Here is a 12,602-nt window from a genome sequence, read left to right on the forward strand (position 1 = left end):
CTATGCTGTAGTCTCGTTTTCAGATTGATGATGGATTTATGTCAGACAGCAAGCCTGCCTTATCTTTACGTTACTATTTAAACCTTGAAGAGTCTCAGGATGGCTTTGCCTTAGCCACCTTTGGTAAAAAGCTGTTCACACGTTTTATTACCCCTTTAATTAGTATTGCTATTATTGGTTGGGGTATTTATTTGGGTTTTACAGGGGTGGGGCGTTATTACGTTGCGCTGGGCGTATTTTTCTTAGTTCTACAACTGGTTTTGCGCTATTGGTTCTTACCGATGATGTTTAAGCGTCAGTTTGTAAAATATCAATTTGGGAAAAGTGAGCAAGGCATCGATTTATATCAGGAACATGCTGATATTTATGCCAATGGGCGTAAAAAAGTCGTGAACTATCATGAAGTACAGAATTTTGCAGTGGGTAAGCTGACCTACATGCTCGAATTAAAAAATCGTACTGTGGTGATTGTACCCAAACGTGCCTTTGCAACAGCCGAAGATCAAGGCATATTTGAAAACACATTCAAGCATTCTAAGTAAAAGATTTGTTGTCACAAAAGTCGAAGGGAAGATCATGAGTACACGTCCATCTAAAATTGTTTGTGTCGGTCGTAGCTATGCAGACCATGCGAGAGAGTTGGGAAATGCTATTCCTGACAGTCCTGTATTGTTTATTAAGCCACCGAGTAGTTTAAAGGCACTGGAAGATGGCATTTCGTGGAATTCAGCATTAGGTAGTTGTCACTATGAGTGTGAACTAACCCTGCGAATTGATCGTGAATTGAAAGCCGAAACCGATCCGCTAAAAGCCCTGCAAGCGGTGGGTGCTGTGACTTTAGGATTGGATTTAACTTTACGTGATGTACAGGATGACTTGAAAAAGAAAGGTCAGCCGTGGGAACGTTCTAAGGCTTTTGATGGTTCATGTATGTTGGCGGATTGGGTTGATGTGGCTGATGTGATAGAGGACTGGAATGATGTGCATTACACCTTGCATGTGAATGATGAACTTCGCCAAAAAGGGGATACCTCGCATCTGATTTTTGATATTGGTACTTTATTGGCAGATATGAGTCAAGTCTTTACCTTAGAAGTAGGTGATGTGATCATGACAGGTACACCAGCGGGTGTTGCTGCATTGCAAGCAGGTGACCAACTTAAAATGACTTTGCAAGGTCAGCAACAAGACTATGTTTGGACTACTTTTGTACAGGCCTAAGTTGAGTTGAAGTTAAAAAAGGACTGTCAATACAGTCCTTTTTTTCATCTGGATTGATTTGCTGCGGCATAGTCCTTGCGAAATTGATCAGGCGTACAGCGCATCCAGCGTTTAAATAAGTTAATAAAGGCTGAGGCATTGGCATAACCCAAATCCAGTGCGATGCTTTCTACCGTTTTGTTTTCATTCAGCATCGACATGGCTTTAATCACTTTCAGCCGTTGTCGCCATTCATTTAATGACATGCCTAATTCTTGCTGACAGTAACGCGCGAGAGTACGTTCGGTCATATTAATTCGTTGAGCCAATTGTGCCAGAGTGCTTTGATCGGCGGGATGCTGTTGTAAATAATCCAGTAAAGTTTGTAGTGCTGGGTGTTTACTTGAGGGTAAATAACTGCCAACCCATTTGGCATGTCGCAGTTGATCTAATAATACATGCAACAAACGTAAGTGTTCAGGGTCATGGTCAGGCAAAGGATGATGACGTAAATGATGTAAAAGTGCAGGGACTAAGGCCGAGGTCAGCAAGATACCTGCCTGTTTTGGCAATCCTTCACACAGGCTTTCATGTACATACAAAGTGGAATGAGTCACTTCGGTACGGTTAATGCCTGCATGTTTTAAATGCGGGGGTAACCAAATGCCATAAGGCGGAGGGGTCAGAAAATGAATTTGATCCACTTTGACTTCGAGCACGCCGTTGAGGGCATAGACAAACTCTCCCCAAGCATGTTCATGCGTGGGATAGCAAGACTCTGCGGGTGCATCGGAAATGCGAAACCATAGCGGTGCAGGAATATCATCATTGGTCGGCATGGGATGATAGTCATGTTGTAAACGTGTATGCATCTATTTCTCCCGTTGCTCATTTTGCCTGAATAATAGTATGAGTTGTCTGTTTTGAAGTATATCTTTTAAAAGTGACAGGTCTATAGTGGTCATTTATGAATTGAGCGGGAGTAGACCGTGAGTGAGCGTCGGGCACTAGACAGTAAAGCAGCAAGCATTATGTTTGTACTGTGTATTATTTGGGGCTTGCAGCAAGTAATTTTAAAAATGGCTGCACCAGATATTTCTGCGGTAATGCAAATTGCATTGCGCTCAGGCTTGTCTGCGCTGATGGTTTACCCCATGATTAAGCTTGCCGATGGAGTTTCTCTGTGGAGCCGGGATTATCTGGCTGCTGGTATTCTTGTTGGTGTGTTATTTGCCTCTGAATTCTTTTTGGTGGCACAAGCATTACGTTTTACCTCGGCATCACACACCGTGGTTTTGCTGTATACCGCACCAATCTTTGTGGCTTTGGGGCTGCATTGGAAGCTCCCTTCTGAACGATTGAGTGTATTGCAGTGGTCTGGGATCGCGCTTGCATTTTTCGGTATTATCATTGCTTTTCTATTTCATCCTGTTGGTTCGGCGGCGGCATCAAGCACTGCTTTGTGGGGAGATGCCTTGGCGTTACTGGCGGGAATTTTATGGGCGGCAACCACGATTGCAGTTCGTTTAACTAAGTTGGCGGAAGCACCTGCCACCCAGACTTTGTTCTATCAACTTTTGATTGCATTTCTACTGTTATTTCCTCTGGCATTTGCCATGGGGCAGGCCAGTATTCATTGGACTCCGTTTGCGATTGGCAGTCTGCTGTTCCATACCATTATTGTGTCTTTCACTAGTTATTTAATTTGGTTCTGGCTATTAAAAGAGTATCTGGCTTCGCGTTTGGGTGTGTTTTCCTTTTTAACACCATTATTTGGTGTGCTTTTTGGAGTACTACTACTCAATGAAAAAATTGAACTGAACTTTATTATTGGTACGGTATTGGTGATGTTGGGGATTATGGTGGTAAGTATGCAAGGCTGGGTGCAATCACGAGGTTTCACAAAAGTTTTAAAATCTGACTAATCCTTGTTTAGGTATTTAGCAAAAAAGCCTGTCATGAAGACAGGCTTTGCATTTAGTCAGAAAATTAAGGCTGATATAAATTGATAAAAGCACGATAAGCTGAAGATTGTTGCCCATTGCGATATACAGGACGAGTAATATTACCTTTGTCTGTAACTAGTTTTAATTCAATATCTTTGGCATTTTTGAAGGTGCTTAAGAAAGCGCTGGGTACTACAACATAATTGGATGAGCGATGTGGAACCATACGATTGATGTATTCATGTGTGGTTGCTGTCGTAGGAGCATAACTATAGGGCTTTTGATCAATTAAAAAGACAAATTGCTGAATATCATAATCATCTTTGGCACTTGGCAAATATGCCGTAACTTTTAAATTGTTACGATTTTGTTCGTTCCACGTCACTTTCACCGTTGGGCAAAGTTCATTTTGTACACAGATCAGCAGCCCTGCTGAAGCGATATTTTGAGGTTGTGTGTTTGAAGTGGCACAGCCTGCTAGCCCCATAGTCGTTACTATTGCGAATAGACTGGTTTTTAAAATATTCATGTTTAACCTTTATTGATATCGATAGAAAACTGACGGCGCAACATTTTCATAAATGAACGTAATGCGCTGTGCAGTATTTATTCTTTTCCTAAAAACTCAAATGCTTTCGTGGTCTTAAAGTATGGTGTGGCATCCCCAGCATAGACATTGGCTTGATCTGCACCTAAGTCAAGTTTCTGGAAGGGTGTAGTTTTAAAATTGATTTTCTTTAAATCTACCCAGAACGTATTGGGTGAAACCGCTGATTCAAAAAAGTATAACAAATTCTTATGGTCAACAACCGTCCGCCAGCGCGTTGATGAGATATTTGGTTCTTCTTCAGTATTGAGACCGAAGGGAACGGATGCATTGCGAATCACACTAAAGACACTGGCAAGGCTCTGTTTGCTGTTGGCATTTTTAGGAATAGCATTGATATAAAATGAGGCGCGGGCAAAACGATCCGAGGCACGGTTTGTACCAGGTAGGAAGGTTGTACCTCCAATCTTTTTCCAATATTCATTCAGTGCTAGCTGTTCGTCAAAAGTCGGTGAATTGGTCATGACCTGATATTTAGAATTATGATGAATGACCTGTTGACCATTAATGTATTCTACAATGGCACTATCTCCCGATGCATCTGAAAGAGAAAGGTGTAAGGTCGCAAGACGTTTTTCCCCAGGGACATCATCCGTGACCACAATAAATGGCTCTTTCTCCAGTGCACGAATGGCTTCATTCACTGTCGCATAATTATCCAGCACGTATTGTGCCCACAGTGAAATACTTAAAGTGGGCTTTTTATTGTTTTTTACTTCTGGATATTCGGATTCAACTAGCCAAAGTAAATTGGCTGTAAGACCTTTTTCATTGATGCCATCGGTTGTGGAAATATCATAACCTGTTGCAATCACACTGCCATATTTAGCTTTCCAATGAATGGATTGGGGGCCTGCCAAACCATTTCGGGCGATGTTTTGCGGCATGATCCAGAGATTGGTCCCGATGTCGACTTTCCAGTCCATAGAACGTGCTGTCATGATGTTTTGATTATCACCATGAAAAACAACGCGGGTACAGGCTTGAAGCGATGAATGAATCAAAAGACCGCTGGTTAAAGTTGCAATAAGGAATAATTTTTTTGTCATGATGGATCCTGTTGTTTTAACATTTGAATGATGGATTTTTCAGATTCGGTTGTGTTCAAAGGTACAATCTTTGTTGGTTGGGTTTGAATAATTTGAATAGGAATAAAACGAATTTGTACATAGGTCGGGTGACCATTGCGATCCGTTCTTAGTGCTCGGTTTAATTTGTCAATTTGATTCGTTGAAGGCGGAGTAACCCCACGTATAAACACCCTAGCTAAGGTAAAGTTTGAATGTGTTTCGAACTCCACTGTGTCAATAATATTGGTTTCGTTATTAAGCTTTTGACTCAATAGGTCGCTGATGTGAGATTTATATAATTCATTCTGAACGGTATGGAGTAAATTAAGGGTCAAATATACGGCCAATATAAGTAGAATGATTAAGCTGACCCAATTACGTTTTGCAAACTCTAGGTATTTACTGGAAACTTCCTCATTAGAACCACGTCTAAAACCAGCAATCCAGAGCACCATTGCTGAACTGATTTGAATTGCGATGATATTGGTAAAGGTCAGCAAGAAGGCATTGGCAGAAAGAGAAAACTCAGCTCTGGATAATAAAATACCACTGGCGACTAAAGGTGGAACTAACGCAGTGGCAACAGCAACCCCAACTACAGCAACCGAAAGTCGTGGTGAAACTGAGGCAAAGGCACCTGCAGCACCACCTGCCAGAGCAATCATTAAATCGAGCGAATTTGGGTGTGTACGCGCCATGATTTCGTTGGTAATGGCAATATTGGGATGGATAATTCCGATAAGAAAACCAATCCCGTAAATCATCAAAATACCCAATGTTAACGTTTGAAAAGCGGTACGAAACAATATCCAGCGGCTATCGATTAAAGCCAAAGAAATACCTGCAATCGGCCCTAACATCATAGCAACCAACATGGCACCAATGACCACTGCTGTAGAATCACTAAGTAGCCCATAGGCAGCAATTACTGCTGCTAGTGCATTCATAATAAAAAAGGTTTTGCTGGGGAGGGCATCGACCTGAATATTCAGACGGACTTGCTTATGGTCAATTTGTTTAGAGCTTTCTCGAAGTGCCTGTTGATAGCGTAATTTTTCTTTTAGTGTTTCAAAGCGCTCTTTCTCAGGCTCCGTTTCATTAATAATAATGGTCGGTGTTTCTTTTTTTGGGTCCGTCATAGTGAATTCTCAACTGAATCACGCAAACAAAAGTCTTGCTTGTGATGAGAGGTTCTTCTTCTACATCATGTTTTTAAATCATTTTATCATTTGGTTTAGAACTTATATTAGCTTATTTTTTAAACGAGTTGTAGTTTGAAATTTGGAGAATTACGTAATCGACAGGGGGGAATGGATTAATAAAATGAGAAGACTGGTATGAATGATTGGTCAAACGAGAGATGAAATATGATTTCATCTCCTTTGTCTGATGAGGTTTAACGCTGCTCAAAAATACTCGCCAATGGTAGAGAAAGTTTGGCAGCCAGATAATCATCAGCTTCTTCAAACATGGGGCCAATCCGCTGCATCCACTCATGATCATCGAGATGAATATTTTTAACATCAGGTCGACGTGGTAGTGGGTAGGGAAGTGATTTGTAAAAACTCCAAAAATCCACCTGCGTTAAATTACGGACCAACACATATTCATTGTTATCGGTACGTTTCACTAAATTTTGCTGTTCTAGTAATAAAACATAGCTTGGCCAGTGGCCAATTTCTTCTCGACCTAAAACATCTAGCGCTTCTTTGTCTGACATACTCTCGCCATTTTGTTGCTTGAGATGAAAAAGTTGTAGGATATCGAGCAGCATAATCACAGGATGTCGTCGCTGTTCTTTTCCTGTATAAAAAGCAGTCAGTGCATAACTAATTTCAACGCCAAGCAGTACAATATTCCACGATAGAAAAATCCATAATAGGAAAATAGGTAGCGCGGCAAATGCACCATAAATAATTTCATAACTGGTGAAATTAGACATGATGTAACCAAATAAGTTTTTTAATAATTCAAAAATACTGGCGCTGAATATGCCTGCAAATAGGGCTGCTTTAATTGGAACGCTACGATTGGGAATGGTCCAATATAAAATAAAAAAACCTAGAATCGAGAGTGTAAAGGAGATAAGCCAGAGCAAGAAGGCACCATTGACTTCATAGCCTGCCAAATGGCTACTTAGCAGATTCATGGAGGCTACAGTAGAAGATAATACAAAGGCACTGCCTAGTATAATTGGACCTAAAGAAATAATGGTCCAATAACGCATGAAACCAATCATGCCACCCCGTTTTTCACGAACACGCCAAATACGATTAAACACGTTTTCGATACTGGTCAGCATCATAACGGTGGTAATGAACAGAAATAAAATCCCGATGACCGTCAGGTTGCTGGATTTATCGGTAAATGCGGTTAGGACTTTGTCAAAAGCAATGGTAGTTTTAGGTAAAAAATTACTATAAATCAACTGCTGTAATTGTTGTCGCGCAGGTTCGAGAGCTTTAATCGAAGAAATAATGACTAAAAATACGGTTAACATCGGAACTACCGCAAACAATGTAGTATAGGTTAAAGAACCTGCTTGTTCGCGGCAACGGTCTGCTTCAAAACGTCGAAGGACAAATAAAACAAACTGAAACCAAGTCTTGCTGTAAAAAGGCAGTCTTGTTAAATACTTTTCTATCATGCGTTTCTAGTCTCAATTCTTAATCACTTTATATATTTTTCAAACACAAGCTTAACCAAAAAGTGGGAAAAATACCGTATAGTTTTCATTTTTAGCTTAGATCATAAATGTCATGCAACCTTATGTCCTTGTTTTATATTACAGCAAATATGGCTCAACTAAAGAAATGGCGCATTTGATTGCCAATGGTGTCGAGTCGACAGGGATAGCCGTCAAGATTCGTACTGTTCCCAATTTGGCTACAGTGGTGACGGAGGCAGCAGCAAGCATTCCTGCTGAAGGAGATATTTACTGTACTTTGGAGGATTTACAGTATTGTTCGGGTTTGGCTTTAGGTTCACCAACGCGGTTTGGCAATATGGCATCAGAAATGAAATATTTTTGGGATCAGACCACCAGTTTATGGCTAAATGGTGCTTTACACGATAAACCCGCCTGTGTTTTCACGGCTTCGGGTTCTATGCATGGCGGACAGGAAAGTACACTGTTGACGATGCTTCCTCCATTATTTCATCATGGGATGATGGTGATGGGGTTAACCAATGCGCAGGCTGCATTATCGAATACCAAAACAGGGGGAACACCTTATGGTGCGAGTCATGTGAGTGGTCCACGCCATGATCAGCAATTGAGTCAAGATGAAAAAGTGCTCTGTACTGAACAAGGACGCCGTTTAGCCACTATCGTACAAAAACTACAGACGACGCAAGTTTAATTTGAAAGGTCAGCATCATCAGAATGTTGACCTTTTACTTTTAAAGCCTAGTGAGTAATAGCTTAAGTGTTCTCAATTTTTTGCTTAAAGCGATAATGACATTTTGAACATTTGTAATCGAGAAAAATATTCTTATCAATCACGACACCTGCTTTCTTGCCAAAATAGTTGCCTAGAAAGCCCCCTGTAATCCCGACACTAATTCCACCAATAAAAGTACCTACTGTACCGCCTACAATAACGCCCAAAGGGCCAGCTACAGCGCCAATAGCGGCGCCTGTTGAGGCTCCAGTTGCAGCACCACCGACAGTTCCTGCTGCAACGCCTGCTGAACCGAGTAAGATTCCACTGGCTTTTTTTAGGTGTTGGTCATGGTCACGTTTTTCAACTTCGTTTGAACCACATTTAGGACAGAGAATCGTATTTTCCATAGATGATTTGCCTTTGCGTGCCGTAAACTCAATCACGAGATACAGCAATTTTCGTCAAGATTCACGTTTTAGCAGAACCACCATGTGCTGCTGTGACTTGTATGAATTTACTAAGTCTGTAAATCTAAGGTGAATTCTAGCGAAAAAGAACGGCAATGTGTTTAATTGAGTTGTAAGCACAGCGCTCTTCTATAATTAATAATGAAGAAAATATGAAGCAAGTATAAGAACATTTGGTTTTGTATTTAAACTTATATGCTAAGAGTAGGCACATCGAAGTGGACTCGATTGCGTCCTGCCAGTTTAGCTTGATATAACGCTTTATCCGCACGTTTGAAGACGGTTTCTGCATTCAAGTCTGTGATATGTGCTTCGGCTACCCCAATACTGACGGTAAAACAGATGATTTCTTCTTGATATGGAAGTTTCATATCTTCGATGGCAGTACGTATTTGTTTAAATCGATTTACTGCATCTTTTACAGCATGGGTAGGAAAAATAATGGCAAATTGCTCCCCCCCAATTCGTGCAAGAAAATCATGCTCATTTAAATGAGATTGAATGTGTTCACACATTTGCTGAAGCACATAGTCTCCAGCTTGATGACCATAAAAATCATTTAAAGTTTTGAAGTGATCAATATCGAGGATACTCATACTAAAAGGGGTCTGGGTATTAAAAAACAGCAGCATGTGATGGTTGCTTTGCTGAGTAAACATACGTCGGTTAAAAGTACCAGTCAATTCATCGGTAGAAGTGAGTTTTTGCATTTCTTGCACCTGTAGGTGCAACTTAATGTTTAGTCCAATCCAGTTTGCTAAGCATTGTAATAATATGGCTTGTTGCTTTGTGTAATGAAACTTGGCACGGTCGGCAACATTTAATGTACCTAAGCATTTCCCCTTATGCATTAAAGGCGCATCCATGCATGACCCCATGCCATTTTGAGCCAACATATGGCAATCTAATTCTTCAAATAAGGTGACATCATCGCAAATTCGAAGTGTAGCGGTACTAAAAACACGTCCAACAAATGTCTGTTGAATGGGAACTTTAAATTCAAGCGGAATCGCCTGATTACCTGATATGGAATACAGTTTAAGAAAATGAGCCCGATCATATAGGGTAATACTCGTACGTTCAGCTTGAAAGATCTGTGAAATCCAGAACGCGATTTTATCTAAAAGACTCTGTAGGCAATCTGCTTGTGCAAGATCATGAATGAAATTGATTGGAAGTTGAATGTAATCGTGTTCATTCAGTGGAGTTAATTGATTTGGTGGGTATATCCGTTCAACCATCTTTTTGTTGTTCATCGTGGGATGTTTCTCTAAGTCCAGCGGTCAGTTTAAGCGATTTTTTGATTGGAATTGAAGTGTTGACCAAATTAGTTGTTCTCTAGAGGGATTTAAAGCGCGAATTTAATTTTCAGATATCTGAAATAAATCTACTTATATACAAAGCATAGTTTCTGTTTATTTAATAAATCAAACTGTTCAGGGTAAAGCATTTTCGTGTGTACGAACTCAGTCTGGCAAAATAAAAAAGAGCGCTTAAGCGCTCTTTAAATACAGTATTTGCACTTAGTTGCGTTCAAACTCAACTGTACCATTGGTTAACGATTTTACCCGTGCCAAAGATTCAACACGGTAACCTTTTTCCAATAACAATGCACGACCAGGCTGGAATGATTTTTCAATCACAATACCAATACCTACAACTTCAGCTTGGGCTTGGTGAATCAAATCAGCAAGACCTAAAGCAGCTTGACCATTCGCCAAGAAGTCATCAATCACTAATACTTTATCAGTAGAGCTGATGTGTTTATTTGAAATTGCAATGGTGCTTTCAATTTGCTTGGTAAAAGAGAAGACTTTTGAGCGGTACAAATCATCTTTTAAAGTTAAAGACTGATATTTACGTGCAAAAATGACAGGCACGCCGAGTTCTAAACCAGCCATAACAGCAGGTGCAATACCTGATGCTTCAATTGTGATGATTTTGGTGATTCCCGCATCTTTAAATAGACGCGCAAACTCTTGACCAATCTGTTGCATCATAACTGGGTCAATTTGGTGGTTTAAGAAAGAATCGACTTTCAGAACTTGATCAGAGAGAACGATACCTTCTGCTAAGATTTTCTGTTCTAGTGCATGCACGGGAGAATCCTCGGGGGCAGGTGCTTTTTCAAGCAAAAGCGTATTTTAAAAAGCACCTGAAAAAATGCAAGTAAAATTGACTAAATGGTCTAATTAGTGGGGCCTTTATATCCAGTTAACAGTAGACCGTAAGATGATTTTCCATCCTGATGGGTCACTTTCACTGGAAGATAATCCAATTTAGGAGCTAACCAGAACGTTGTATCGCGGCCTGGCTTATCATGTTTCATCACTACTTTAACTGTATCGAAGGTCCCATAAGAAGTTTTAACTTTTTCAGAACCTTGTTTAACAAACTGGCGAGATTCGACTTCTTTGGCGTCAGCAATCAAATAAGACGATTTCATGCCAACACCTTTCAAGTCCTCACGGATTTGTAATTCAGCATTCAGTTCATCCAGTACGCCAGCTTTCCAAGCAAATGAACGCGCTTTATCATCTTTTTTGGTGTTAATGGTTTTGGCACTTGGATTGAAGTTGATGTTCATGGTGTTATTGTGCACCAAAATTTTACTGGTTCGGCTGAAGCTATTGGAATTAATTTTGCCTGCGTTGAAACCAAAGCGACTGGTTTCAGATGCAGAGGCAATTGCCCCAGCTTTGGCTGCAAAAACATAGGTCCAGGTATTTCCTGATTTGCTTAAGGTACGAGTTGCCGAGCCCATGTTCTTGCCATTGTAGTTAAATTGATAACTTGCTTGGAAGGGACTCATGGCGAATGCTTGGCTGGAAAAGCCAGTAAATAACAATGTAGAGGCAATACCTGTCGTCATTGCTATTGTTTTCAAAACATTTTTAGCCATTAGTGAAAGTGTTCCTGTGAAGTTTAAAATAAGTGCAGTGTAAAATTACACCCGTTTATTATGCCTATGTATTATGAAGATAAAATCTGCTTTTTTGTGCAAAGTGTATCTTTCCTGTAGCATTTTTTCTTGGTATTTCGTGTCAATTTAGACATGAAATTTGTCCCTATTTGCGCTTTTGTTTAATAGGTGTGACTTGGTTTTCAGGAATACCTTCATGTGCCCAATCTTCAATTTCATCTTCAGTCATTTTGCCAAATAAGGCGGCTAAATTCACATTGCCTAAAACGACCAGTTCAGCTTCGCGCAAGACTGCATGATTGACATGCACTTTATTGAGTGTATCCAGAATCGAGCGTTTTTTACCTAGCCAGCGATTCAAATCTAGATGTAATAAATCATCTTTTACCTTAATCACATTCAATTTTTCAAGAATCATGCCTAAAGGATCTTTATTTAGAATTTTTTGATAGAAATAGATCGCAGTATTAAAACCAAGTTTATGGAACACATTTTGAAATTTAGCTTCTATGACCTGTGTATCGCTAATTTGCTCGAATACAATCAGTTGAATGTCTCTATTCATTTCCATTTGTACCAGCTTTAGATCTACAGAAAGGGTGGTATAAATCCCTTTAAACTCTAAAGTGGCATATAAACGTAACCAGTCATCATGTAGGTCGGCATGCAAATCTTTTAGCATTTTCACATTGTCTGTGACAAAGCGTTGGAAAGTCGCATTTAAAAAGACTTGTGAAAGTGGAAATTCACGTTCATCTTCAATAAAGCCTTCTGCTTTTTGGTACACTTGATGTAGCCGTTTAGAAATATTGGAAAGTAGCGTTTGCATAAAGGCATCCTAGCAAGTGAATCTACTGGCTTTTGATTAATTTTGCTGAATTGTATTTAAAATACAAAAATTCAATCTTGCAGTTTAGCAAAATTAATTGCACCATTTTCAGTATTTTAAGGCCGTGATTCTGTTGTATTGATGAACTTTGGGTTTTATCAACATAATAGCAAC

Annotated in this window: 15 protein-coding genes; 5 read left to right on the top strand and 10 right to left on the bottom strand. The window is 39.9% G+C overall.

Translation table 11 applies throughout. The features are described 5' to 3' along the window. Nucleotides 1–38: 38 nt before the first annotated feature. Together MP622_RS16165 and MP622_RS16170 are read left to right on the top strand one after the other, a co-directional pair. Nucleotides 39–542: a YcxB family protein gene (locus MP622_RS16165; protein WP_016168569.1), complete on the top strand. Its 504-nt coding sequence runs from the start codon at nucleotides 39–41 to the stop codon at nucleotides 540–542. Between the two features lie 34 nt (nucleotides 543–576). Beyond that, a complete protein-coding gene (locus MP622_RS16170; protein ID WP_104441426.1) occupies nucleotides 577–1,221 on the top strand; it encodes a fumarylacetoacetate hydrolase family protein in 645 nt (214 codons plus the stop codon). A 44-nt stretch (nucleotides 1,222–1,265) separates the two neighbouring features. Here MP622_RS16170 and MP622_RS16175 read toward each other — a convergent pair whose 3' ends face one another. Further along, entirely contained in the window at nucleotides 1,266–2,072 is an 807-nt protein-coding gene (locus MP622_RS16175) for a helix-turn-helix transcriptional regulator (RefSeq protein ID WP_243791808.1), read from the bottom strand. Between the two features lie 117 nt (nucleotides 2,073–2,189). On the opposite strand from MP622_RS16175, the gene MP622_RS16180 reads away from it, so the two are divergent. Further along, on the top strand, nucleotides 2,190–3,125 hold the full coding sequence (locus MP622_RS16180) for a DMT family transporter (protein ID WP_243791810.1): 936 nt from the start codon (nucleotides 2,190–2,192) through the stop codon (nucleotides 3,123–3,125). A gap of 64 nt (nucleotides 3,126–3,189) precedes the next feature. On the opposite strand, the gene MP622_RS16185 is transcribed toward MP622_RS16180, so the two are convergent. The 4 genes from MP622_RS16185 to MP622_RS16200 form a co-directional block, all read right to left on the bottom strand. Continuing rightward, entirely contained in the window at nucleotides 3,190–3,675 is a 486-nt protein-coding gene (locus tag MP622_RS16185; RefSeq protein ID WP_151504333.1) for a hypothetical protein, read from the bottom strand. A 77-nt stretch (nucleotides 3,676–3,752) separates the two neighbouring features. Continuing rightward, complete coding sequence (locus tag MP622_RS16190) at nucleotides 3,753–4,802, bottom strand: linear amide C-N hydrolase (protein WP_243791812.1); 1,050 nt, start codon at nucleotides 4,800–4,802, stop codon at nucleotides 3,753–3,755. Further along, a complete protein-coding gene (locus MP622_RS16195) occupies nucleotides 4,799–5,962 on the bottom strand; it encodes a TIGR00341 family protein (protein ID WP_104441431.1) in 1,164 nt (387 codons plus the stop codon). Before MP622_RS16195 ends, MP622_RS16190 begins: the two co-directional genes overlap by 4 nt. A 257-nt stretch (nucleotides 5,963–6,219) precedes the next feature. Next, complete coding sequence (locus tag MP622_RS16200; RefSeq protein WP_243791814.1) at nucleotides 6,220–7,470, bottom strand: YihY family inner membrane protein; 1,251 nt, start codon at nucleotides 7,468–7,470, stop codon at nucleotides 6,220–6,222. A 112-nt stretch (nucleotides 7,471–7,582) separates the two neighbouring features. Here MP622_RS16200 and wrbA point away from each other — a divergent pair, with 112 nt between their 5' ends. Further along, nucleotides 7,583–8,185 (top strand): NAD(P)H:quinone oxidoreductase, encoded by a 603-nt coding sequence (gene wrbA / locus MP622_RS16205; protein WP_016168561.1) that lies wholly within the window; start codon nucleotides 7,583–7,585, stop codon nucleotides 8,183–8,185. A gap of 62 nt (nucleotides 8,186–8,247) precedes the next feature. Here the strand turns inward: wrbA and MP622_RS16210 are convergent, their stop codons facing one another. The 4 genes from MP622_RS16210 to MP622_RS16225 form a co-directional block, all read right to left on the bottom strand. Continuing rightward, a complete protein-coding gene (locus MP622_RS16210; RefSeq protein WP_243791815.1) occupies nucleotides 8,248–8,616 on the bottom strand; it encodes a hypothetical protein in 369 nt (122 codons plus the stop codon). 251 nt (nucleotides 8,617–8,867) lie between these two features. Continuing rightward, nucleotides 8,868–9,932: a sensor domain-containing diguanylate cyclase gene (locus tag MP622_RS16215; protein ID WP_243791817.1), complete on the bottom strand. Its 1,065-nt coding sequence runs from the start codon at nucleotides 9,930–9,932 to the stop codon at nucleotides 8,868–8,870. 267 nt (nucleotides 9,933–10,199) lie between these two features. After that, nucleotides 10,200–10,775, bottom strand: coding sequence for a xanthine phosphoribosyltransferase (locus MP622_RS16220; protein WP_243791819.1), 576 nt, complete (start codon nucleotides 10,773–10,775; stop codon nucleotides 10,200–10,202). A gap of 89 nt (nucleotides 10,776–10,864) precedes the next feature. Beyond that, nucleotides 10,865–11,548, bottom strand: a complete 684-nt coding sequence (locus MP622_RS16225; protein WP_243793567.1) for a DUF3108 domain-containing protein — start codon at nucleotides 11,546–11,548, stop codon at nucleotides 10,865–10,867. On the opposite strand from MP622_RS16225, the gene MP622_RS17415 reads away from it, so the two are divergent. Next, nucleotides 11,487–11,621: a hypothetical protein gene (locus MP622_RS17415; RefSeq protein WP_279577670.1), complete on the top strand. Its 135-nt coding sequence runs from the start codon at nucleotides 11,487–11,489 to the stop codon at nucleotides 11,619–11,621. The genes MP622_RS16225 and MP622_RS17415 overlap by 62 nt on opposite strands. A 123-nt stretch (nucleotides 11,622–11,744) precedes the next feature. Here the strand turns inward: MP622_RS17415 and MP622_RS16230 are convergent, their stop codons facing one another. Continuing rightward, nucleotides 11,745–12,428, bottom strand: coding sequence for a hypothetical protein (locus tag MP622_RS16230; RefSeq protein WP_104441433.1), 684 nt, complete (start codon nucleotides 12,426–12,428; stop codon nucleotides 11,745–11,747). Between the last annotated feature and the right edge of the window lie 174 nt (nucleotides 12,429–12,602).

This window comes from Acinetobacter sp. PK01 (assembly GCF_022819285.1).
In the GTDB taxonomy this organism is placed as follows: Bacteria; Pseudomonadota; Gammaproteobacteria; order Pseudomonadales; family Moraxellaceae; genus Acinetobacter; species Acinetobacter tandoii.

Coding starts and splice junctions, on each gene's coding strand:
- MP622_RS16165 (WP_016168569.1), top strand. CDS start 39: ATGTCAGACAGCAAGCCTGCCTTATCTTTACGTTACTATTTAAACCTT.
- MP622_RS16170 (WP_104441426.1), top strand. CDS start 577: ATGAGTACACGTCCATCTAAAATTGTTTGTGTCGGTCGTAGCTATGCA.
- MP622_RS16175 (WP_243791808.1), bottom strand. CDS start 2,072: ATGCATACACGTTTACAACATGACTATCATCCCATGCCGACCAATGAT.
- MP622_RS16185 (WP_151504333.1), bottom strand. CDS start 3,675: ATGAATATTTTAAAAACCAGTCTATTCGCAATAGTAACGACTATGGGG.
- MP622_RS16190 (WP_243791812.1), bottom strand. CDS start 4,802: ATGACAAAAAAATTATTCCTTATTGCAACTTTAACCAGCGGTCTTTTG.
- MP622_RS16195 (WP_104441431.1), bottom strand. CDS start 5,962: ATGACGGACCCAAAAAAAGAAACACCGACCATTATTATTAATGAAACG.
- MP622_RS16200 (WP_243791814.1), bottom strand. CDS start 7,470: ATGATAGAAAAGTATTTAACAAGACTGCCTTTTTACAGCAAGACTTGG.
- wrbA (WP_016168561.1), top strand. CDS start 7,583: ATGCAACCTTATGTCCTTGTTTTATATTACAGCAAATATGGCTCAACT.
- MP622_RS16210 (WP_243791815.1), bottom strand. CDS start 8,616: ATGGAAAATACGATTCTCTGTCCTAAATGTGGTTCAAACGAAGTTGAA.
- MP622_RS16215 (WP_243791817.1), bottom strand. CDS start 9,932: ATGAACAACAAAAAGATGGTTGAACGGATATACCCACCAAATCAATTA.
- MP622_RS17415 (WP_279577670.1), top strand. CDS start 11,487: ATGGCGAATGCTTGGCTGGAAAAGCCAGTAAATAACAATGTAGAGGCA.
- MP622_RS16225 (WP_243793567.1), bottom strand. CDS start 11,548: ATGACGACAGGTATTGCCTCTACATTGTTATTTACTGGCTTTTCCAGC.
- MP622_RS16230 (WP_104441433.1), bottom strand. CDS start 12,428: ATGCAAACGCTACTTTCCAATATTTCTAAACGGCTACATCAAGTGTAC.